Here is a 22,618-nt window from a genome sequence, read left to right as displayed (position 1 = left end):
ATTTTTCATTCCTTTCGGGTTGTATTTCTTTCTACTAGTTCGACAGGCATTTGAATCGTATGTTCAATGCCTTGTTCTTTTTTGACCATTTTTATTAGCAACTGAGCGGCTTGACGCCCCATCTCGTACGCAGGCTGCCTGATGGTTGAAAGGGTCGGGTAGCACAAGCTGCTTTGCGGGATGTCATCATAACCGATAATCTGCAAGTCCTCCGGGATCTTTTTCCCGAGTTTCAACGCTTCATGTATGATCGCGATCCCGACAATATCATTGCTGGCTATCACGCCATCGGTATCGGAGAATTTTTCGAATAATTCTTCTGCCCACCCTTGGGCCTCTTCAAAGGAATAGGACGTAGAGGACAATACAGAAAAATCAATGTCAGCTTGACTCAATTCCTCAATCGCACCTTGGAATCTATCTTGCGCAGGCTTGACATGAGCGGGCCCTTTCACAAGCGTGATTCTTTTAGCTCCCTTTTCGATGAGCGTCCTCGCTGCCAAACGGCCTCCTTCCCTTCCATCCGAATAAACGGCCGGGTAGTCTTCCGAGGTACGATCCAAAAGGACGAGAGGGAGCTTTAATGCATCATAAATTTTGTAGTCGACGTGATTAGTCGCCGATATGATTCCTACGACATTGTTCTGCACGAATGTTTGTATATAATCCAATTCCTTTTGGACATTTTCATCACTGTTTCCGAGCAAAAGCCGGAATCCAGACCGACTGAGTTCATCCTCCACACCTCTAGCCAGCTGTGGAAAAAATGGGTTCGTAATATCAGGTAAAAGCAAACCGATCAGCCTTGATTCCCTTTTGTAAAGGGATCGTGCGACTTCGTTCGGGCTGTAGTTCAATTTAGCGATTGCTTCCATTACTTTTTTTCTCGTATCGGATCCGACATAACCGTTATCATTTAACACACGCGAAATAGTCGCTACAGAAACGCCTGCTTCTCGTGCAACATCTTTGATCGTTACCATAACTTTCACTCCTGCCTTGTGTAACCGGTTACACATAAAATAGCACATTGTTGTAATCGTTTGCAAGGGGGTGTGTCAAATTTTCATCTGAAGTGTAAAGAGCCGAATTTGAAAACGACCCTCTCCAAAATCATAAGGACAACTGCAAGAGGTACCAAGGACATCCTCTATGCCATTCATGTGGCCGCCGCCTTATTTAGGTTAAGAAAGGAAGGGTAAATGAAACTGAAGCCCCTAAATCTAAAAAAGCTATTCGAGCCCCAAAGTATTTATACATATGCCTGACTCCATAAATCTTATGTTAAAATAGAAGAATCGTTTTTTATGAAACCCACAACACATGCAGTATAGGAGTGTACGGCCGATGAATAAAAAAGACATAGCCGGTATCCGCAGACAACTGAAAACGGATAATGATTTCTTGAAGATCTCTGACATCTTTAACGTGTATATCATGAAAGAAACAACTGATATTTACCATCATCAGAGCCAGCCGTTCGAAATGCTGGACAAGGATCAGCAGGAGCTTTTCATCAATAATTTCAAGAAGCTGCTGACAGGACAGATGGATGAAAAGTTGTTTGAACTGAAATTCAAACGTGACGCAGACAATAGCAGTCAGCTCATTTTACATAAAGGGTTACTGAGCAGCGAAGTCGAGGACTGGAAGGAACAAATGCTGCACATGACGGAAAAAATGATCAAAGACCATCCATATGAAAAGGATGTCGTCGTCACCTTCATCCGTGCCGAATATTTGAAGCCGATGAAACGGCGGAATGATGAAGCTGAGGAAAGTGAACGGGACGCCGTTTATTCCCACCCGTTCATCCTTTGCAGCATAAACAAAACGAAGGAGTCGAAAAAAGAGTTGGTGTTTGACTATGTCGAGAAAGAGTTCAAATACAATATCGATGTCGACTCGGTCATCGATCTCAACGCCCCGATGACCGGATTTCTTTTCCCATGCTTCTCTAATGGTACATCGGATGTAAACCATGTTTTATACGCTTCAGGGAAAGCGAATGAACCGGATCATAGATTCATAGAAGAAGTATTAAACGGTGAACATACGATCACAGCGAAAGAGGATAAAGCGGTGTTTGAGGAAGTGATCAAGGATGTCATGGGCGACCAGCTCACCCCCTCTACCCTTGCGAACGTTTATCGTGAAATCAATCATATGGTCGAGGAAAACGATGAGGAAGAAGAACCGAGGCTTGATTACAAAAACATGGAGCGTGTATTGAATCAAAGCGGAGGTGAAAAAGTTGATTCCGAAAAAGTAAAAACCGCTTTCCAACGCGTCACCGATGACGAAACCTATGAATTGAAGGCAAGCAGCATCGTGCCTAAGTACAAATCAAAATCAATCAAAATCAATACGAAGATCGCGAACATCTCCATCAGTCCACAGGACCTCGAATACGTCAGGCAAGTCAATTATAAAGGGAAACGCTGCATTATGATTGAAGTAGAAGAGGATGCAGAGATCGAGGGATTCAAGATGCTTCCAGAAGCTTTTGGCGAATAAAATCTCAATGAGCTGATATAGCCTATCAACGTATATGTAAAGGAAATGAAAGTCTGATATATGGCGATCCGACTTTCAAAAAGGCGGTTCTCTTGCTTATGCAGAAGGACCGCCCTCTTAGAATTTTAGTTAAGCAACAGTAGAAATCCATATAAGCTTCACTGCTGCCCCTGATTTTGGTGTTGTAATTATTACTAATATTGGGAACAAGCTGATCCTCAAAAACATTGGAGAGTTGCCTCGAAAACGATTACTTCTTTTCACCTCAAATTTTTCCTTGTGTTAACAAGGCTTATCCCAATAAAAAACCTATTATTGGTAATTACACCAGAGTAATAGGTTTAGTCTACCGTCATTTAACCTTCCCAAGCTCATCAACAAAGGCTGGTCTTCTTTCATATTTCTGTTTCAAATCTTCTATAATCTTTTGCGTATTGGTTTCGCCGTATACTTTTTTATAGGTCTTGATGTGTTTGCATACTTTGCGATATTTTTTCCGGTTGTCTGCAGTTTCTGCTTCTGTTTCGATGAATTTCTTGAATATCTTGTTAACTTCTTCAAAGTAATCGTCCAGGAGGTATGGATACAACTGAATGATCTCGTTTGGTTTTTTACGGCAGTATTGCAACATCTTCTCATACAATTTTTCTTGTTTTAAGATTTTAATAAAGGTTTGAGTCCCTAAAAATTTTTCTTGAAGTTTGCTAAGGACTTCGTCTCGTACCTGTTCCCATTCCTCGGGTTGGTAAAGACTTTTTAACTTGTGGTAGTATTCAAACCCATCACCAATTAGGAATTCCTTTGTCAATTCTCGTTGTTGTGCTATATTTCCAAGATGTTCATGAGCCTCTAACTGGTATTTTCTCCATGTTGTAACAAGTCCAGGGTACTTCTGATCTTGTCTTTCCCCCTCTTTGCTCCGCCTGATGACACCAAGATAATCGCCTTGTTCCATGAGGCGACAAATTACTTTTTCCCTAAAAGATTGAAGGTGAATATTTTCTTCTATAAATTGAAACGCCTTTTCTTCACCATCATTGCGCTCGATGATGTACAGCTGAATCAGCTTGACTCTTTCAATATCATATTTGCCCCAGGACTTGGCTGCGGCTTTTTCCAATTCCTTGTCCAGCTGATCTTCAAGTTTTTTACGTAGTTTTTCGTCACCTGAAAAATGACTGCATGAATCCAACAGCTTCAAACGCCATTCGCTCCATTCATCATAGCGTTTGTTACGGGCTTCTTTTATAATGGCATCGAAAAGTTTTTTCTTTTCTTGATTGCTCAACTCGTTGATCTCGCTGGTAATGGCGTCATCAATGATATCGAAACTTTCAAATACTACATCGCCTACATGACCACTAGAATCATCACAATATTGCAGCATGTTCACCACTTTTGATAAAACGGCAATACTCAGCAATACTGCACGTTCGGTTTCACCCTCTTCAACTTTTTCATGCGCTTTTTCAAGTGTCATTATGGCGCCTTGAAGAGCATGAAAAGTCCTGTTCCATGATATGAATCCACGCTGCTTCGCTTGGTTGATGAATTCCTGGATCAGTTTTTTACTGTCTGCAATCTCATTTTCTGAAGATGAATATTTGAACAAAAGCTTCTTCTCAATTTCTTCATGATCTTCTGAAATATCCATAATAATACGGATCAATTCTTCTTTCTTCAGCTTTAGAAGGACCGATCCCAGATCTTCTCTCTTGTTAGAAGTTGTTTGTGTTTTCGGCTTTTTCGTTTCCAAGGTTTCGTCACCTCTTAATGCAAAAAACGCTGCCACCTGATGTTTGCAGTACTCTCCCCAATCATACGGGCAACTACAGTGCGTATCGACGATTTCTTGTGAATCGTTCAAGATAATACCAACCGTGTAGTAGTCTGAACCAGCTACTTCTACCAGGTATCGATTAAGCTCGATTTCCTTGATTGTCTCTATTTGATCGTTTGCATAATAATTTTCTCCGCGCTGTAAAATGACTTCATCGATGAATTCTTCAAAATTAGAAAGCTTCATAGAACCCAAGTCTCCCTTAGTGGATTGTTAGCATGATTCTAACATAAAAAAGCGGCTGCCGAAGCAACCACTTAATTTACTATGCAACAGGAACCTAACTGTAGTAGATTCAAGATTACAAAAAGGACGGCTCTCATGCGTAAGAAGCACTGAACTGTCACAGCTCAAAACATCATCTCCCGCAGCACTTCTTATATTTCTTTCCGGTTCCACAAGGGCATGGTCATTTCTACCAACATTAGATGCAACTTCAACAGACTGTGCTTTAACAGTGGAGCCATCATTGTTCTTAATCTATAGTCTGGAAGCAATGACAACTTTTTTGCATAGCGTTTTTCATCAAATGAAACTTGATGTTTCATAATGTTATACATTTCTTCTACAAGTACGCTACCTATCTTTTTTGATTCGTCTTCAGCATAACCTAAGCCCAATAAGCGATTTAATGTTTTCTTTGTACATTTGGGATCATTCATTTTTATTTGATTTTCAACTACTTCTAATATATGGAATTTTAAATTTATAGTTAATCATGCTTCAAACTTCTATAACTCCGATTCTATTTTTTGGTTGTGATAATTTTCCGAAAATTTATACATCTTTCTTTCAAATTAAACCGTTTTTTATTATAATTATAATCTAAGAGCGATTATAATTTTTAATCGAAGGGAGCATGCCAAATGGACAAGAACGAAATGCATGACAGTCAAGCCGGGAAGTGCCCATTTACGGGCGAAAAAACGAAGGAAGAGAGTGCGGTCACGACCACAAAAGTTGGTACAACCAATAAAGACTGGTGGCCAAATCAGTTGAACCTGAACATTCTTCGTCAGCATGACAAGAAAACGAATCCAATGGGTGAAGACTTTGATTATGCAGAAGAATTCAACAAGCTGGACTATGACGCACTAAAGCAGGATCTTCATGACCTGATGACAGACAGTCAGGACTGGTGGCCTGCTGACTATGGCCACTATGGACCACTCTTTATCCGTATGTCATGGCACGCAGCCGGTACCTACCGTACAGGTGATGGACGCGGCGGGGGCGCAACTGGTCAACAGCGCTTTGCACCGCTTAACAGCTGGCCGGATAACGCGAACCTTGATAAGGCGCGCCGCTTGCTTTGGCCGATCAAGCAAAAGTACGGAAACAAGATTTCATGGGCTGACTTACTTGTCCTGACAGGCAATGTTGCACTTGAATCCATGGGCTTGAAAACATTCGGTTTTGGCGCAGGACGCGAAGATGTTTGGCATCCGGAAGAAGACGTCTACTGGGGTAATGAGAAAGAATGGCTGGGGGACAACCGTTACTCAGGTGACCGCGAGCTTGAAAGTCCGCTTGCTGCCGTTCAGATGGGGCTCATCTATGTTAACCCTGAAGGTCCAAATGGAAATCCGGATCCAGTTGCAAGTGGACGCGACATCCGTGAAACATTTGCCCGTATGGGAATGAACGACGAGGAGACAGTTGCCTTGATAGCTGGGGGGCACACTTTTGGTAAAGGACACGGCGCCGGGGATGCTGAAGTACATGTTGGAGCAGCACCCGAAGCAGCTGATATTGAAGAACAGGGCTTAGGCTGGAAGAGCACGTACGGAAGCGGTAAAGGCCGTGACACCATCACGAGTGGTGTAGAAGGTGCATGGACGGCGAATCCGACGGTATGGGATAACGGTTACTATGACTTACTATTCGGCTACGAATGGGAATTGACAAAGAGTCCTGCAGGGGCCCATCAGTGGAAACCGGTCAACCCTAAAGAAGAGGATCTTGCACCAGATGCAGAAGATCCATCTGTAAAAGTTCCTACGTTTATGACAACAGCCGATATGGCGTTACGAATGGATCCTGAGTACGAAAAGATTTCACGTCGTTTCCATAAGAATCCTGATAAATTCGCAGATGTATTCGCACGAGCATGGTTCAAGCTGCTTCACCGTGACGTGGGTCCTAAATCAAGATACCTTGGCCCTGAAGTTCCAGAAGAAGATTTGATCTGGCAGGATCCGATCCCGACTGTTGATTATGAATTGACAGACGCTGAAATTGCGGACTTAAAAACAAAAATTCTTGACTCTGGACTATCAGTCAGTGAGCTTGTTAAAACCGCATGGGCTTCTGCAAGTACGTTCCGCGGCTCGGATATGCGAGGTGGTGCAAATGGTGCACGCATCCGTCTTGCGCCTCAGAAGGATTGGGAAGTGAACGAGCCTGAGTATCTTGCAAAAGTGCTTTCTGTCTATGAAGATATTCAAAGCCAGCTGGAGAAGAAAGTCAGCATTGCTGATTTGATTGTTCTTGGTGGTAGTGCAGCAGTAGAAAAAGCTGCAAAAGATGCAGGAGTTGACGTAACCGTTCCATTTGAACCTGGACGCGGTGATGCCACACAAGAGCAGACAGATGTTGAAAGCTTTGAAGTATTAGAGCCGATGGCAGATGGATTCCGCAACTATGAGAAAAAGGAATACACGTTGAGCCCAGAGGAACTATTAGTAGACAAAGCTCAGCTGTTAGGTCTTTCTGCACCGGAAATGACTGTATTGATCGGCGGTATGCGTGTGCTTGGTACCAACCACAAAGTCACAAAACACGGTGTATTTACGGACCGTGTCGGCACACTCACGAACGACTTCTTCGTGAACCTGCTTGACATGGGCATCGAGTGGAAGCCAGTGTCCTTCAACCTTTACGAAGGACGCGACCGTAAAACAGGCAAAGTCATACGTACAGCAACACGCGTTGACCTCGTATTCGGTTCAAACTCTGTCCTGCGTGCCCTTGCAGAAGTATACGCACAGGATGATAACAAAGAAAAATTCGTACACGACTTCGTAGCCGCATGGGTTAAGGTCATGAACGCAGACCGATTCGATCTTAAAACTAAGAAGTCTTCGATGATGTATCATAAGGCATAACTAAAAAAGCACCTTACCTGGATGCCTATAGCGGTCTTTCGCTTCAGTGGCATGAGGTAAGGTGCTTCTTTTTTTCAATCGTATATGTTTAACGCAACTGTTTATCACTGTTTTTTCTCCAACCATGTTACACACTCTACGTGCGTAGTATGCGGGAACATGTCGACGGGTTGGATCTGTTGGGTTTTGTATCCGCCTTGTTCGAGGATGTTTAGGTCCCGTGCAAGGGTTGCTGGGTTGCAGGATACGTAAACGACGCGGTTCGGTTTCATGTCCAGGATGGTGTTGAGCAAGGTTTCGTCGCAGCCTTTTCGTGGCGGGTCGACGACGATGGTGTCGGCTTTGATCCCTTTCTCATACCAGGCCGGGATGATCGTTTCCGCTTCCCCTACCTCAAACTCCACGTTCGTCATTCCGTTCAGTTCTGCATTCCGTTTTGCATCCTCAATTGCTTCCGGGACAATTTCGACTCCGTATACTTTCTTCGCCTTTTGGGCGAGGAACAAAGAAATCGTACCGATACCGCAGTAGGCATCGATAACCGTTTCGTTTCCTTCTAGTTGTGCGTATTCCAGTGCTTTGTCGTAAAGCACTTTTGTTTGTATCGGGTTCACTTGATAGAAGGAACGGGCTGAAATCGCGAATTGGATGTTGCCGATCGTGTCGTAAATATACTCATCACCCCAAAGGACCCGAGTCTGATCACCGAAGATGACGTTCGTCTTTTTCGGGTTGATGTTTTGGACGATCGATTTGACATGCGGAATCTGATCGACGATGTCTGCGATGATGTTCTTTTTGTTCGGCAGCTCTTTTCCTTTCGTGACGAGGACCACCATGATCTGTCCGGTATTCTGTCCGTACTTCGCGATGACGTGGCGGAGCGTCCCTTTATGGGTCCGTTCGTCATAAGCCCGGATGCCGTATTTGTTGGCGATCTCTTTTACCGTCTGGACGATAAGGTCATTCGCCTCCTGCTGGATCAGGCATTCCTTCATATCGATGATCCTGTGGCTTCCCTTTTGATAGAAGCCTGTAATCAGTCCGCCTTCTTCCTCCCCGACCGGGACTTGTGCTTTGTTCCGGTAGCGCCAAGGGTCGTCCATGCCGAGGACAGGATGTACTTTGACATCCTTCAGCTTGCCGATCCGTTCCATAACGTCCTGTACTTGTTTCCGCTTGTATTCGAGCTGCCCTTCGTACGTCAGGTGCTGAAGCTGACAGCCGCCGCATTGGTTATAGATCGGGCATGGCGGTGTCGTGCGGTGTTCGCTTTCCGTCGTTACTTCCAACAGCTTTCCGAACCCGAAGCCTTTCTTCGTCTTGATGACTTTGACTTTCGCTTCTTCACCTGGAAGACCCCGAGGGACGAAAAGCGTGTAGCCGTCGACTTTCGCGACCCCCGATCCATCATGGGACAGGTCTTCAAACGTGACGTTGACGATATCGTTTTTTTGTACAGGTAAGGCTTGTTTTGCCATCTGATTTTCCTTCTTCCGCTCTTAAAATTCATATCTGATTGTAGCACATCCAAGAGCGAATAAACAAAATACAGATTAATGTAAAGAAAACCTGGCAAAGCCAAGCCTTTAGCGCAGGCTGAGCCTTAGTTGCGCTCTTATATTGAAGTAAGTATTTTATACTTTCTTTAAATGCAAAAAAGCTCCCAACAGCATTGCTGGGAGCTTCTAATTGGAATGATTATGCTTCTACACTTTTAAGGGTTTTCATACTTTCAATTGCGATGTTGAGATGCTTTTCCTCAGGTTTGGAAGTGAAACAAACGTATTGAAGAAAGGCACCGACCTTATAGAAGGGCTTCAAACGGCTTCTTTTCATACGGAACATTTCATACCCGATGCTCCATGCAATGAGCATGTTGAGGAGCATATTCTCCATGAAAAAGGAGAGCAGGATTGTGTTTGCAAGGATAAACACCACAAGGTTCGTCCCACAACGTGGATGAACTCTTGGCTGCTTCGCTACATTCTCATAAGTGAGAGGCAGGTTCTTGTCTTCACAATGCGCGACCATATGTTCAGCCGCATGATACTTGGAGATGCTCGTAAATTTGATGACTAGACCAGCTATACCGATCAATGCCAATGAAAAAAGCCACTCCATTTCCGTTAGAGGGGAACTGCTAGTGCTTGGCAGGGCTTTTCCCATTAAAAAAAGCGCCGCGAAAGCTAATATGAGCTGCTTATAAACATTCATCATCGCTTTGACGATCGACCAGACACCTCTGACAAAGGGAATCTTGTTTAAAAGCGAATCCAGCTTGCCTTCACTATTATGTATAGCTTCAACCTTTGATTGAAACGATCCGTTGTTGTATATGGCCTTCACGCGGAATTTTTTCCCGATGAACAAGACGCTGTTCAGTCCAGCAGCTCCACCTTTATATACCTGCATCAACATCACATTCCTTTTCGTTCGGATAGTACTAGTGTACAATAATCTGAATATTTATACAATAGGTTGTGTTAGGATGATTGGATAAAAATTGGGCATACCAGTAATAGTACATGATAGGAGGATGATGAACATTACATTACTGTATATGCCTATCCTGATGGCAGCCGTCGGCTTCTTTGCAGGTTATTCTCAAGAGGGTCTTCAAGCCGGTATCATCTATGCCATAGGATTTTTCAGCGGAAGCTTCATCTATCGGTACATGAGATACTATATCGTCGATCATACGAAAAAAATCAGCTCCAGGCAGCGGTAAGCACCTGGAGCTGATTTTATATATTAATTATTCTTCTATCGGATACTCGACCATAGCACTACCGCCGCCACGTCTGACAGGTTCAGCTGCTGCTTGCACCTTTCCATCCGGTAGGAAGGCGATTGCGGTTGCTGCTCCGATCCCTTGTGACAAGGTGGACGTATAGAAGGTATGGCCCAACGCTTTCAATTCTTCATACTCTTCTGTTTCGGTAAATCCTGCTTCGACGACGGTATTCCCTGTCGGTCGATTTCGCTGGGTCAGCCTTGGTGCTGCCAGCGCTTCAGGTAAGTTCATTCCTAAATCCAGGTTATATACCATGGTCTGCAGGACAGTCGTGATGATGGTTGCGCTGCCGGGTGCCCCTAACGTGAGGACCGGGTCGCCGTTTTTCATGACGATCGTCGGAGACATACTGCTGAGCGGTCTCATACCAGGTTCCGGTGCATTCGGTTCTCCTTCTGTTGTAACTGAAGGAACACGTCCGGAAAGGGCATCGTTCAATAAGAAGCCATATCCTGGTACAACCATTCCGTTCCCTCCGATGGATACGATCGTGTTCGTATAGGAAACGACATTCCCATCCTTGTCACTGACGGATAGATGGATCGTCTGGCTCATGTCTTCATTTTCTTCATAATCTGCTGGGACAGTCGTTACTTCCTCTTCATGAGTCAAATCCTCGACCTGGATCGGGCCGGTGTGGTAGCTTCCGCCTTCCCCATCACGGAATTCGATCGCACTCAAGAGGAAACGTCCAGGATCCGTGACTCCATCATCTTGTACTTCAAGATTCCAATCAGCTGGTTCTGCCTCGCTCTGATTCCATGTTTTCACTTTGATTTGATCGTCTTCCACACGGAAACGGAGCTGCTGCCAATCGGTTGTCCGCGGATAGCTGAAGCGTCCGATCTCTTCGATTTCCCCCCCGTCAACCGTCCGGATGAGACGGATGTTATTGTAACCAGACCGGATTTCAACACCATATCCGTTATGCGGGCTTGTGCTTCTTACCCAGCCATCGGAACGGAGCCAATACCGTAAATAGCGGCTTGGACTGATATCATTGATTTTATATGGGACAAGAAGCTCACTGTCAGTCGTCAGCTCCATGTTGGATGTTGCCCGTCCGCTTGCGTTTGCACGCTCTCCAAGCACGATCCGCCCATTCCAATCCTCGATATCAAAGGTGACATCGGAATCCGTTTCAACAAAGAGCTTGTCTTGATCCCAAGCATCTCCATTTTCACCTGCAAAATCATAATTGAATCCATATCCTAGTTCCGGTTTCGGGTCTGGCCAGCGGTCAGGGTCTTCTTCATATGGCCACGGATCGCCTGGAGACACCGTACCGACGGACGCCCGTTCCCCGATTTCCTGACGGCGTTCAGCGGCAAAACCTTTTGTCAAAAGACCGGTTATCGGGACATCGGTATAGTTCGGGTCACCGAGATAGGCGTCACGGTCAGCAAAAGCGTGTCGCGATGCTTCGAGATAATAATGGAGCGCTTCCGTACGAGACATGCTGGAAAGATCATAGCCCTCGAGGATATTGAGCGCTTCCCCAATCGTGATGCCGCCGCTTGAAGGCAGTGACATTCCATAAACCTCATAATCCCGATAATCAATGTTCGTCGGTTCCTGTGTGAAAATCTCGTAATCTTGCAGATCAGACATCGTCATATCACCTGGCAAAACGAAGGTGTCAACATCATCTGCAAGCGGTGGATTTTTGATCGTCTCGATGATTGCTTCAGCAATTTCACCCTCATAAAAGATGTCGCTGCCGTATTTGCCGATCAGTTTATACGTCTCAGCAAGGTCTTTATTCGTTAATGTATCACCCGCTTCAGGCACCTCTCCATCCTCGGTCAGGTAAATGTCACTTGTTGAATCGAATAGCCGGAAACGGTCGGCGTTCTCTGTCACTTCCCTGACGAAGTTCTCATCAATCGTAAAACCGCGCTGGGCGACGACGATCGCCGGTTGTAAAACTTGTCTTAACGTCATCGTTCCATATTCTTCAAGCGCTTCCTCCCAGGCAAGGACTGTACCTGGTACACCAGTCGCTGCCCCGCTGCTTTTCCGGACATCGCTCGGATACTCGTCTCCATTCTCATCAAGAAAAGCGTGCGGGCCGAAGTTTTGGGATGCTTGTTCACGGTTGTCGATCGTGATGACTTTATCTTCCTCTTCAAGATAGACCATCATCATCCCGCCGCCACCGATCCCGCCGGAGAACGGACGGACGACACCCTGGACAGCAGCTGCTGCTATCGCAGCATCAACCGCATTTCCACCCTGTTTTAAAATGTGCATTGCAGCCTGTGACACTTCTGGGTGTTCAGTTGCCACCGCTCCGCCGGTTCCTGTCGCGGTCGGCTGTGGATCGACTTGCGGATTGAGATGCGCTTCTGCAACAGTCGGCATCGTCAGCAGCATAGACGCGAGGACAATATAAATGACGCTTTTCAGCTTTCTTTTTAACATAAAATCCCCCTTAAAACAGATTGCAAAAGCTCACTCGTTTTTCAATGGGTTATTTCGAATGACCCTTTTCTGGTTTGTTGATCCCGATCGCGGCTCCGATCCGTCTGGAGTCGGATGCCCCGTAGAACAGGCCTTTGTCATAATCGATTTGGATGCTCTGGACGTTTCCGATCGTCATCGGAGACGAAGCGAAGCGATGGCCCATTTGCGTCAGCTCGGCTCGAACATCTGCCGGAATGCCCTCTTCCCAGTTCGTCGCTGATGTGTGCGTGTTGTAGATCCTCGGTGCCTCGATCGCTTCTTTCAGCCCCATGACATACTCGACGAGGTTCAGGAATACCTGCAAAACAGATACGATGATTCGTGGTCCGCCAGGTGAACCGAGTGTCAATACTGGTTTGCCGTCTTCAAGCACCATCGTCGGTGTCATGCTGCTCATCGGGCGTTTGTTCGGCTGCACTTCATTTGCCCCGTCTGGACGTGCGTCAAAGTCCGTAATCTCATTATTCAGCATCAATCCATAACCTGGGACCATGATGCCTGTTCCAAATACTTGCTCAATCGTTGTCGTATAAGAAACGACATTTCCCCATTTATCCGCAACGGTAAAGTGAGTGGTCTCTCCCATTTCCTTATCATCTGCTTGCTCGACGACATTCATTGCAGGTTCTGCATCTTCATATTGCCACGGATCGCCAGCTTCGACATTCTGGTTCGCCTCGTTCAAGTCGATCAGTTCTCTTCTTTCCTCGATATAATCCGAATGGAGCATGCCACGCATCGGCACATCGACGAACTCAGGGTCACCGATATAGGCTGCCCGGTCCGCATAACTCACCTTCATCGCCTCAGATAAAAGGTGGTACTTCTCGACAGAATTTGCTCCGTATTGGCCGATATCGAAGTCTTCCAACAGTTTAAGCATTTGCAGCAATGTCAGACCACCTGAGCTTGGCGGCGGCATACTTGCAATCTCGTAATTTTTATAATCACCATAAACAGGCTCATCCACGGTCACATCATAATTCGCAAGGTCCTGGGAGGTCATGCTTCCCCCGAAATCCTGTACCGTGTCCGCGAGCGCTTGTCCGATTTCTCCGTTATAAAAAGCATCCGTTCCATGGGCACGGATCAGCTTCAACGTTTTCGCGAGGTCTTTCTGCTGGAGCCATTCACCGGCTTCAAGCGGTTCGCCTTCCGGTAAAAAGACATCCTTTGCAGCAGTAGCTGATAGCTTGTCTTCATTGGATGCGATCATCCTCGCAAGGTATTCATCAATTGCAAATCCTTTATCCGCAAGGTGGATCGCCGGGGTCATCAGCTGCTGCATCGGCCTTGTACCCCATTTTTCAAGGGCGGTTTCCAAACCTTTCAATGTACCTGGCACGCCAACCGCATTTCCATGTCTCGAACGTTCTCCAAACGGGATGATGTTTCCATTTTCGTCAAGGAACATGTCGGGCTCTGCTCCTGATGGTGCCCTTTCACGGCTGTTGATGATCGTGACGTCATCTGCTTCAGCGTCATAGACCATCATGAATCCGCCGCCACCGATTCCTGACATCATCGGTTCAACAACATTCAGCGCAAACTGGATCGCCACTGCGGCGTCGACAGCATTCCCGCCTCTTTTCAAGACGTCAGCACCTACCTTCGATGCCAGCGTATGTGAGGTGGACACCATACCGTGTGTACCGACATCGTATTCTTTAAATTCCTCAGAATTGTCTTTCTTCGCTATTCCTGAAGCCGGAGCCAACGAAAACAGCAAAACGAAAGCCAACAATGCATACGTGAACTTCTTCCAGTACAACTTAGTCATTTCTACCAATCCCCTCCTGAATTTAAAATATTTAGAATTATTTTAAATTTTATCATCAAAACCTTTGCCAGATTGATATAATATGGTTATGAACTTATAAGCCATGCTTATATACAGGACTTTTTTAATGTTAAGAAGTTATCAATCTATGCTAATATCCCTACATATCTTGGCTCTATTCATCCCGATATGACATTTCTTTACGAAATCATTTGAAAAATAATGCGATTATCCCATTATCTTGTAGAAAAGACGGTTTTTTCGGAGGGTTTCAATGAATTTACTTGCATTTCGGTACTTTTTAGAAGTGGCTAAAACGTTGAATTTCAGTAAAACATCCGAGACCCTGAACATTTCACAGCCAGGGCTGAGCCAGCAAATGATGAGTTTGGAGAATGAATTGGGGATCAAGCTGTTGAATCGCTCGACGAGAAAAGTGATGTTGACGGAAGAAGGCGAGTATCTCGTAAAAAGCCTCCAGCCATCCTTCGAGCATATCGAAAACGTCATCAGGGAACTTAAAGAAAATCAACAGCTGCCGAGCGCTTCCCTGCGGATCGCGACCGTTCCATCTGCAGCAAGCAACCTAATTCCGATCGCCTTGAAACAGTTACGCTCAGAGATGCTTGATTTTGAGTTCAATTTACAAGAGGTCACCTCGTTGAAGGCGGTTGAATTGGTAGAAAGCCAACGGTGTCATCTAGCCTTTATCCGGACACCGATTGATGCAAAACGATTGGATGATCTAGGGCTTCATATGCTTGAATTCGAGAGGCACCCTTTGCAGGTGATTGTTTCCGCTGAACACCCGATAGCTGGGAAATCCTCTGTCGATTTATACGACCTGAGGAATGAGCCGTTCATCCATTATGACGAGAAGGAAGCACCATCCCTCTTTTACTTGTTGGAGAGGGCTTGTCTTTCTGCAGGCTTCATACCGAATACGATCGGCGGCGGTCCAGAGATCCTGACGATTTCGACGCTCGTTTCAAATGGGCTGGGGATCACCTTGATGCCGCGGGATATGTACCATCTGATCCAGTCCCACCGTATAAAAGCGATTGATATCGATGGGGACCAGTCGTACAGTTCCATCTCGGCGATTTGGAAAAAGGCATCGTATGTCCCTCTTGTCACCAAGCGTTTTCTGGACATCCTGCAAGGTTTTGAGATTACTAGCAGCACGTAAAAAGCTCCCGAGCCATATTGGCTGGGAGCTTCCTGGGTTTGATAACCCGTTTTAGTGGTTTATAATCAAAAATAAGAACATATATTCCCTATAGGAGGAATGATATTGAAAACATTTTTAGTGACCCTTGGGAACAAGAAAAAAGGCAAGTTGACGGAAGATCTGTTACATAGGCATATCGATCATTTAAAACATCTGAAACAAAACGGATCTTTACTCATGTGCGGCCCTTTTGTAGATGAAAGCGGAGCGATGATGATCTTCAGGTGCCATTCTTCGAACAAAGTGAAGACCCTTGTCAGCAAAGACCCGTTCATTGTAGAACAGTATTACGGAACCTATAATGTTGCTGAATTTCTTGATGCCAATGAAGAAAACAATTGGCTTCTTGATGCACCTCAAACCAAAGGGAATCTATAGGTAGATCAGGATCTCATCTTCTTTCTTCAGTTTAGTGGACGGCTTTGATGGTTTATCGTTAACACGGATATTGCCTTCCTGGATCCGTTTGATGACTTCTGTTCGGCTCCAGTCATCGACTTGTTCGGCAATGATTTTATCGAGTCGGAACTTGCCATTGACGTCGGCTAGTTTGATGGTGATTTTTTCAGTTCCGATGGTTTGGTAGTCTTTTAACGTGATTGTAGTGAGCTTGCAGGGTTGGTCTTTCTGTTCTTCCACTACTCTCGCGTGACCGGTATAAGCATGATAGATTTCGAGCTTCTTGTTCCACGTATGGTTCTTTTCGCATTTATAGATAGCGAAACGGTAGATGTTTTTCCCGTTCGCATTGTGGCGGCGGATCATCGTATCTGTGAATCGTACGGTCTTGCGGCAATTGCTGCAATGTCTTTCGACTGAATTGTCCTTCGTTTCATGAAGCTTCCAGGTCAATTGGACCTTCTGCATTTCCTTCACCTCTATTTAGATGTAAGGAAACGTAACGCTTCTATTTGGAGGTCTTGCAGTATGAGGTTTTTAACCAAAACAAAAAGAGGCACCCTAAGGGAACCTCCGTTTCATGCATGCTGCAGAAATTGGCTACGTTCCTTCATAATGGGATTTAGACAGACTGCTCCCGTTCAGCAAGCCTTGAGAAAAGCCGCTTCAGGCGAGTCCATATCCAAAATGTGTTCCATTACAAAGTGTATGTTGGCATAAATGTAACCTGAATCCTTTCACTCCAAATAGATTTCCTTCAGTTTACTAGATGTTGGAGTTTTTTACAAGCTAAATTTGTTCGAGAGAGCTTTCTTCGGCTGGGATCGGATAATCTTTTAAAAGCCCAGCGAAATACACCAAGTTGTTGCTCATCTTCTTGATCGCCTTCCCATCGACTGATGTTTCGCAATCCTTGCAGATGCAATACGAGTCACCGTTCGGAGGGATCGTAAAGCCGATATGGGATAACGCATGCAGGATCGACTGGGCAGCTTGTTTTGCGCCGAATTCACTTCCGGTGATGAGTACGCCGCCTACCTTGTTGTAGAAGAGTGCAGGCCCATTCTTGATCGTGTTGTCGCTTTCCGCGTAAAGCCGTTCGATGACATGGGCTGCGATGCTACTCTTTTCTTCAATCCATAATGGTGTCGCGAAAATCACGATGTCGGCGGCTTTCACCTTTTCAAAAATCTCTGGCCAATCGTCTTCATGTGTCGTATCATCATTGGTTGAATAGCCGATGTTGTAATCCGCAAGCCAAACGATCTCAAAGGAAACATTGTGATCCTGTAAGATTTCGATTGAATAATTGGTCAATGCTTGTGTATGGGAAATGTTCTCTTTCGTTTTCAGTGAACAGTTCAGGATTAATGTATGTAGAGTTGACATAGCTCTTCCTCCTTTTCACCTTCACAAAACTCTATTCCCTGAAATGAAGAAAGCTAATCCACTTTTTCATAAAACTTTTTACCTAAAATTTTATTGACATATTCTTTCACTTACCGACATGCTTCCGTTGTGCATTGACTAATTCGACAAAAGCTTGTGGTTGGCTGTCTGAAAGATATTTGAACTGGACTTGATCGCCTTTTACTTTCAGAAAATATCGCTTATTGAACAGATGGTTTTTCAACTGGAATTTTTCGATTGTCTCGTAATCGTACGTTTCTACCAGCTCTCCAGGCGTAGCCATGTAATCCCCTACAAACATCAGACGTTCCGTCGTAGCAGCGAGTATCCCCGGCCTTGGCGCAAACGAAAATATGTACGTGATCAGCGCACAACGCCTTGTAGCCATTAACTGCTCATTCTCCCTTAACATCATCCTTACCTGCTGGGTCGTTATCTGCATCCTATCTCTCTCCCCATACTTTTCTATTACTACTACTTACGAACTATCCTAGTATAAGGTTTCAAAAACAAAGCGGCACAGGCACTTTTTTGAAAGTCTTGGGGCACAAAAAATGGTGCCTGGCACCATCAGAGATGTTTCTCTAGTTTCAATCCTGCTGCCTGCATCGGACCAGTCGTTATGATCTTAGATAGCTGCATAGCCATTTCTTGTGAGGATGGTTTCGTGTTTTGCTTCACCCACCATTGGACGACACCGACAAAAGCGGCGCTGATAAAATGGAGGATCAGGTCTTTGGGGATTTGGAAATCTTCAGGACGAACCCCTAGTTCCGTCATCTTCTTGCTGAAGTTTTCACGGATCACTTCCTCCAGGTCGTTCCTAAAATTGTAGATCCCATGTTCACCAAACATGACGGTGAAGAAAACCTGGTTTTTTTCAACACTCTCGTATACTTTTTCAATGGTGGTCCGTAATTTTTCGATTTGCACCTCTTGTCCCTTCACATGAAGCACAGGATTGAGTACACTCGTCAACTCATCGATGACGGAATTGCTCATCTTTTCAAGCAGGTCATGCTTATCCTCATAATGGAGGTAGAAGGTTGCCCTGTTGATGAGGGCTTCATCAGCTATGTCTTGAATGGTAACCGAGTCGAATCCTTTTTGCTGAATCAATTTCAGAAATGCCTCATTGATCAGCTTCCTTGTCCTTTTTACACGCAAGTCCATTTTTTTGCTCATCTTCGCTCACCTATTTCTTTTTTTAAATTAATCAACAGTACCCGGTGGGATGTCGTATATCATACGAATCAAAGATTATTGGTTATTAAATGTAGAAATGATTCTTCTATAATTCATCATATACGACACTTTGTTTATTAATCAACATATTGTCGAACAAAGGGGAGTGAAATATATGGTGAAAAGATTTTTTCAGCAAAAACTGTTTTGGGGAGGCTTTGTCGGGATTATACTGGCAGTCTTCATCTTTACCTTTACTTTCATGGGGTCTACTGTGAACCCGACATTAAAAGAAATGCCTCTTGCGGTCGTTGTACAGGATGAAGGTGTGGCCATGCACAACGGTCAAGAGATGAATTTCGGGAGAATCCTTGAGGACCAACTTAAAAAGAATGACAATGCGTCCATCGACTGGACATTTCTAGACAGTCGCGAGGAAGCTGTCAAGGGATTGAACGAGAAGGAATATTACGCAGCCATTGTCATTCCAGATGACTTGTCTCAAAGTATTTTTTCATTATTAAGCGAAAAACCAATGCAGCCGGAAGTCGAAATTTTCATCAACGAAGGGATGAACATGACTGGAGCGACGATGGCTGACCAGATGACTAGTGGAGTCCTCTCCAATTTCAATCAACAGGTGCAACAAAATTTATATGCTCAAATCGCCAAGACACAAGCAACATTGTCCGTCGAGCAGTCAAAGGTGCTTGCTCAACCGGTCCAAGTGACGAAAGAGACATTGAATCCAGCAGGGAGCCATACGGCCAATGGAAATGTCTCGGCTTTATTCACCCAAATCCTTTGGATTACGACATTCATCAGTTCAATGATTCTCTATACAGCTATTAAGAAACTCGGGCAAGGAAAATGGAATTTCTCGGCGATCTTCAGTCAGCTTTTAGGTGGTCTGTTGTTCGTTGTTTCCATCTGCGGACTCGTATTCTGGTTGACGGAGGGAGTGCTGGAGGTTGCCATTCCAAATGGCGGTGAGATGTTCATGCTCTTGTTGTTCACAGGATTGATGTTCTTTTTCATCCAGGGTGCACTTTTGAACTGGATCGGTTATGCAGCAGCCCCACTTTTCATATTGCTTCTTTTCTTTGCAATACCGGTCCTGACTTTGCCGCCAGAACTCCTCCCGGAAATCACAAGAGACTGGTTGTATTCCTGGATCCCATTCCGATTCAGTGCAGAGGCATTTAAAGATGTATTATTCTTTGGATCAAACCCATTGGAAAATGGACTCGGTGTTCTTGGTTACACTGGTTTGGCAGGACTCATCATCATGCTGTTAGCTGTGTTTAAGCCAAACCGAAGAGAAGTAAAACAGAATAGTGTCGTTGTAGAGTAAAGCAGTGCCAGGCACGGCAATTTAACCCTTCCAGCACAAGGTTTAAATCTGTGCCTGGAACATTAACCTATATGATATAATTGTCAACAAAAATAGAAGGGAATGAATTATGCCCAGATATCAATATTTTTTACTCACCTAAAAACTCAAAATGGAGGTAAAAATATTGATTGCCAATTTATACACAAAAAGATTACAGTTAAAGAAAATAACAACAAAAGACTCAGCAAAATTGTTTAAAATTTGGTCTGATCCAAATGTTACAAAATTCATGAATATTGATAATTTCACAAATGAAAATCAGACAAGGGATATGATTGATTTTCTTAATAAGCTTGCTCAAGACAAAAAAGCCATCCGCTTTTCTATATTTAAACTAGAATCTGATGAACTCATCGGTTCGTGCGGATACAATTTACTAGATTTTAAAAATGCAAAAGCTGAAATCGGATATGAAATAGCTAAAGATTTTTGGGGAAAAGGATACGCACCAGAGTCCATATCCTCCCTAATAACCTATGGATTCGATTCTTTAAATCTACATAGAATCGAGGCCAAAGTTGAGCCTGAAAACATGAACTCGATAAAAGTGTTACAAAAACTAAACTTTACATTTGAAGGAAAACTGAGACAATGTGAAAAATCAAAAGGAAAGTTTATCGACCTCAATATATATTCCAAATTAAGAACAGATTGATAATACTTGCCTATATTTCTGGGATATAGGCTTTTTTTAATGGTTTATTCGTTGATCACGGAGAACTGGATGTATTCAACAAAAGTTTAAAGACCCGAAAAGTGGTAAGAAATCCTGCGAATAACCAAGTATTCGTGATATATGCCTATCCTAACTGAGGAAGTTTTATAACAATTATTAAAGTTTGTTAGATTTTCTTACAACCTTATTCAGGATAATTTAACTGTATTGTATAATAAAGCGAACTTAACTAAGAGAGGAAGTCTTCGTTGCTGCTTATAAGGGATGCAAAAATATATGATTTACCTTCAATTCTAGAAATATATAACGATGCGATACGTAATCTTGCGGCTACTTTTGATCTCGAAGAACAAACACTTGATGATCGTAAGGTTTGGTTTCAGAAATACGGTGGGAAGTACCCATTGATCGTTGCTGAGCTGGATGGTTCCATTGTTGGATACTGTTGCCTGAATCCATTTAGAGATAAGCCTGCTTACGCGCATACAACCGAGTTGTCTGTGTACATCTCCTCCAAACACCAAGGTTTTGGGATTGGAACGTCTTTAATGGAAGAAATCCTTAAACGAGCAACTCAACTCGGTTATCATACTGTAATCGGTGGTATTGGCGGTGATAATGAACCAAGTGTTAAGCTGCACGAGAGGTTTGGTTTTGAATATGTCGGCTGTTTTAAAGAAGTTGGATTTAAGTTTGGAAAATGGCAAGATGTTAATTTCTATCAACTAAAACTTACTGAACAAACCTACTGATCATACTTCCAACAAAACTTTTGGATATATTTTTCTAATGGTCTTTTTTTGTTTTACGGCACTTTGTTTAATGAGGCCAAAAAGAGATTTAGAGCAAGCAACTTATATTTATTACTAAGGAAGCTCAAATTTGGTGTTAAACATAAAAAATTTCATCCAAAAATCTGTGCGGCAATCCCATATAAGGTATTATGTCTAAGCGGCATTTCGTCCGAATTATAAATCATGATAGGCGGTTGGTTTACTTCTTCAAAACCTCTTTCAATTAATTTTTCCATAAACAATTCTTGCCCCGAAGGAACATCAATTCTTAATCTCCCTTTATGATTACAAGCTAAATGATGGATTAATAATGATGCGGCTTTCTGGTTAGGGGCTACAATAGGACCTAAAATTAAATTCATAGAACCGAAGATTGACAAACCATATCCGATAATCATACCTTTCTTATCCCTTACGACTAAAGATTCATGTGATTGTTCAATCCGGTTTATAAGGAATTTTTCTCTCCCATCACCAAACGCTTCTTTATCTAACTCGATAATTCTTTCAAATTCATCTTTATTGAATACCTCCACTGATAGATCCGTAGAGTCATTGTATTTAGTAAGAAGGTACTGTTTACACGAAAATTTGTGAACACAATCTACCTCCTTGAATCCCATCCGTTTATATAAAGGAATTCCATCTTGGGTTGCTATCAGCATAATATGTGATTTTTTTGGCACAGATCTAATACAAGCATCGGTAGCTTCCTTCCCGAGCCCTAATCCCCTATATTCTTTGTTTACAATAACCATTCCAATTGAAGCTAAATAAGAATCGTAAGGAATAATTGCTGCACAGGAAACAATTTGCCCATCCTGGTTTTTGTGACCAAATACTATACCTGATGATAGGATGGTTTGTATATCATTCTCGTCATAGTCCCATCCAACTGATTTGGATAGTGCTATCAAACCCATTATATCGTTCTTTCCCAAAGTCATTAATTGACCCGTTTTGCGGATATGTATACTCATCATTTCATCTCCTTTGTTATATAAATATTATTAAAGGGCT

The 22,618-nt window shown here is 43.7% G+C and carries 20 protein-coding genes; 8 read left to right on the top strand and 12 right to left on the bottom strand.

Annotated features, from left to right (window positions below):
• Nucleotides 1–5: 5 nt before the first annotated feature.
• On the bottom strand, nucleotides 6–983 hold the full coding sequence (locus ACJROX_RS02505) for a LacI family DNA-binding transcriptional regulator (RefSeq protein WP_408009209.1): 978 nt from the start codon (nucleotides 981–983) through the stop codon (nucleotides 6–8).
• A 364-nt stretch (nucleotides 984–1,347) separates the two neighbouring features.
• On the opposite strand from ACJROX_RS02505, the gene ACJROX_RS02500 reads away from it, so the two are divergent.
• Complete coding sequence (locus ACJROX_RS02500) at nucleotides 1,348–2,517, top strand: DUF4317 domain-containing protein (RefSeq protein WP_408009208.1); 1,170 nt, start codon at nucleotides 1,348–1,350, stop codon at nucleotides 2,515–2,517.
• Between the two features lie 352 nt (nucleotides 2,518–2,869).
• Here the strand turns inward: ACJROX_RS02500 and ACJROX_RS02495 are convergent, their stop codons facing one another.
• On the bottom strand, nucleotides 2,870–4,543 hold the full coding sequence (locus ACJROX_RS02495; protein WP_408009207.1) for an SWIM zinc finger domain-containing protein: 1,674 nt from the start codon (nucleotides 4,541–4,543) through the stop codon (nucleotides 2,870–2,872).
• Between the two features lie 191 nt (nucleotides 4,544–4,734).
• Nucleotides 4,735–5,019 (bottom strand): hypothetical protein, encoded by a 285-nt coding sequence (locus ACJROX_RS02490; protein ID WP_408009206.1) that lies wholly within the window; start codon nucleotides 5,017–5,019, stop codon nucleotides 4,735–4,737.
• Nucleotides 5,020–5,223: 204 nt separating this feature from the next.
• On the opposite strand from ACJROX_RS02490, the gene katG reads away from it, so the two are divergent.
• On the top strand, nucleotides 5,224–7,464 hold the full coding sequence (gene katG, locus ACJROX_RS02485) for a catalase/peroxidase HPI (protein WP_408009205.1): 2,241 nt from the start codon (nucleotides 5,224–5,226) through the stop codon (nucleotides 7,462–7,464).
• Between the two features lie 104 nt (nucleotides 7,465–7,568).
• Here katG and rlmD read toward each other — a convergent pair whose 3' ends face one another.
• Together rlmD and ACJROX_RS02475 are read right to left on the bottom strand one after the other, a co-directional pair.
• Nucleotides 7,569–8,945, bottom strand: coding sequence for a 23S rRNA (uracil(1939)-C(5))-methyltransferase RlmD (gene rlmD / locus ACJROX_RS02480; RefSeq protein WP_408009204.1), 1,377 nt, complete (start codon nucleotides 8,943–8,945; stop codon nucleotides 7,569–7,571).
• A 220-nt stretch (nucleotides 8,946–9,165) separates the two neighbouring features.
• Nucleotides 9,166–9,879: a DUF1385 domain-containing protein gene (locus ACJROX_RS02475; RefSeq protein ID WP_408009203.1), complete on the bottom strand. Its 714-nt coding sequence runs from the start codon at nucleotides 9,877–9,879 to the stop codon at nucleotides 9,166–9,168.
• Nucleotides 9,880–10,003: 124 nt separating this feature from the next.
• Here ACJROX_RS02475 and ACJROX_RS02470 point away from each other — a divergent pair, with 124 nt between their 5' ends.
• Nucleotides 10,004–10,195, top strand: a complete 192-nt coding sequence (locus tag ACJROX_RS02470; RefSeq protein WP_408009202.1) for a hypothetical protein — start codon at nucleotides 10,004–10,006, stop codon at nucleotides 10,193–10,195.
• A 27-nt stretch (nucleotides 10,196–10,222) separates the two neighbouring features.
• Here the strand turns inward: ACJROX_RS02470 and ACJROX_RS02465 are convergent, their stop codons facing one another.
• Together ACJROX_RS02465 and ggt are read right to left on the bottom strand one after the other, a co-directional pair.
• Nucleotides 10,223–12,685 carry a gamma-glutamyltransferase gene (locus tag ACJROX_RS02465; protein ID WP_408009201.1) on the bottom strand — a complete coding sequence of 821 codons (2,463 nt, stop codon included), beginning with the start codon at nucleotides 12,683–12,685 and terminating at the stop codon, nucleotides 10,223–10,225.
• A gap of 49 nt (nucleotides 12,686–12,734) precedes the next feature.
• Nucleotides 12,735–14,507, bottom strand: coding sequence for a gamma-glutamyltransferase (gene ggt / locus ACJROX_RS02460; RefSeq protein ID WP_408009200.1), 1,773 nt, complete (start codon nucleotides 14,505–14,507; stop codon nucleotides 12,735–12,737).
• A 274-nt stretch (nucleotides 14,508–14,781) separates the two neighbouring features.
• On the opposite strand from ggt, the gene ACJROX_RS02455 reads away from it, so the two are divergent.
• Nucleotides 14,782–15,696, top strand: a complete 915-nt coding sequence (locus ACJROX_RS02455; protein WP_408009199.1) for a LysR family transcriptional regulator — start codon at nucleotides 14,782–14,784, stop codon at nucleotides 15,694–15,696.
• A 105-nt stretch (nucleotides 15,697–15,801) separates the two neighbouring features.
• Nucleotides 15,802–16,116 (top strand): YciI family protein, encoded by a 315-nt coding sequence (locus ACJROX_RS02450; RefSeq protein WP_408009198.1) that lies wholly within the window; start codon nucleotides 15,802–15,804, stop codon nucleotides 16,114–16,116.
• On the opposite strand, the gene ACJROX_RS02445 is transcribed toward ACJROX_RS02450, so the two are convergent.
• The 4 genes from ACJROX_RS02445 to ACJROX_RS02430 form a co-directional block, all read right to left on the bottom strand.
• Complete coding sequence (locus tag ACJROX_RS02445) at nucleotides 16,111–16,605, bottom strand: S4 domain-containing protein (protein WP_408009197.1); 495 nt, start codon at nucleotides 16,603–16,605, stop codon at nucleotides 16,111–16,113. The two genes, ACJROX_RS02450 and ACJROX_RS02445, sit on opposite strands and share 6 nt — an antisense overlap.
• A 321-nt stretch (nucleotides 16,606–16,926) precedes the next feature.
• Nucleotides 16,927–17,526: a flavodoxin family protein gene (locus ACJROX_RS02440; protein WP_408009196.1), complete on the bottom strand. Its 600-nt coding sequence runs from the start codon at nucleotides 17,524–17,526 to the stop codon at nucleotides 16,927–16,929.
• A 106-nt stretch (nucleotides 17,527–17,632) separates the two neighbouring features.
• Nucleotides 17,633–17,989, bottom strand: coding sequence for a PH domain-containing protein (locus ACJROX_RS02435; protein ID WP_408009195.1), 357 nt, complete (start codon nucleotides 17,987–17,989; stop codon nucleotides 17,633–17,635).
• 128 nt (nucleotides 17,990–18,117) lie between these two features.
• Nucleotides 18,118–18,732 (bottom strand): TetR/AcrR family transcriptional regulator, encoded by a 615-nt coding sequence (locus tag ACJROX_RS02430; RefSeq protein ID WP_408009194.1) that lies wholly within the window; start codon nucleotides 18,730–18,732, stop codon nucleotides 18,118–18,120.
• A gap of 175 nt (nucleotides 18,733–18,907) precedes the next feature.
• Between ACJROX_RS02430 and ACJROX_RS02425 the strand changes: the two genes are divergently transcribed.
• The 3 genes from ACJROX_RS02425 (at nucleotide 18,908) to ACJROX_RS02415 (ending at nucleotide 21,556) form a co-directional block, all read left to right on the top strand.
• Nucleotides 18,908–20,086: a YhgE/Pip family protein gene (locus ACJROX_RS02425; protein ID WP_408009193.1), complete on the top strand. Its 1,179-nt coding sequence runs from the start codon at nucleotides 18,908–18,910 to the stop codon at nucleotides 20,084–20,086.
• Nucleotides 20,087–20,252: 166 nt separating this feature from the next.
• Nucleotides 20,253–20,783, top strand: a complete 531-nt coding sequence (locus tag ACJROX_RS02420; protein WP_408009192.1) for a GNAT family N-acetyltransferase — start codon at nucleotides 20,253–20,255, stop codon at nucleotides 20,781–20,783.
• A gap of 269 nt (nucleotides 20,784–21,052) precedes the next feature.
• A complete protein-coding gene (locus ACJROX_RS02415) occupies nucleotides 21,053–21,556 on the top strand; it encodes an N-acetyltransferase family protein (protein ID WP_408009191.1) in 504 nt (167 codons plus the stop codon).
• Between the two features lie 152 nt (nucleotides 21,557–21,708).
• Here the strand turns inward: ACJROX_RS02415 and ACJROX_RS02410 are convergent, their stop codons facing one another.
• Complete coding sequence (locus ACJROX_RS02410; RefSeq protein ID WP_408009190.1) at nucleotides 21,709–22,578, bottom strand: GNAT family N-acetyltransferase; 870 nt, start codon at nucleotides 22,576–22,578, stop codon at nucleotides 21,709–21,711.
• Between the last annotated feature and the right edge of the window lie 40 nt (nucleotides 22,579–22,618).

It is taken from the genome of Pseudalkalibacillus sp. A8 (assembly GCF_045920555.1).
Lineage (GTDB): Bacteria > Bacillota > Bacilli > Bacillales > Fictibacillaceae > Pseudalkalibacillus.
This window is presented reverse-complemented; position numbering and strand designations above follow the sequence as displayed.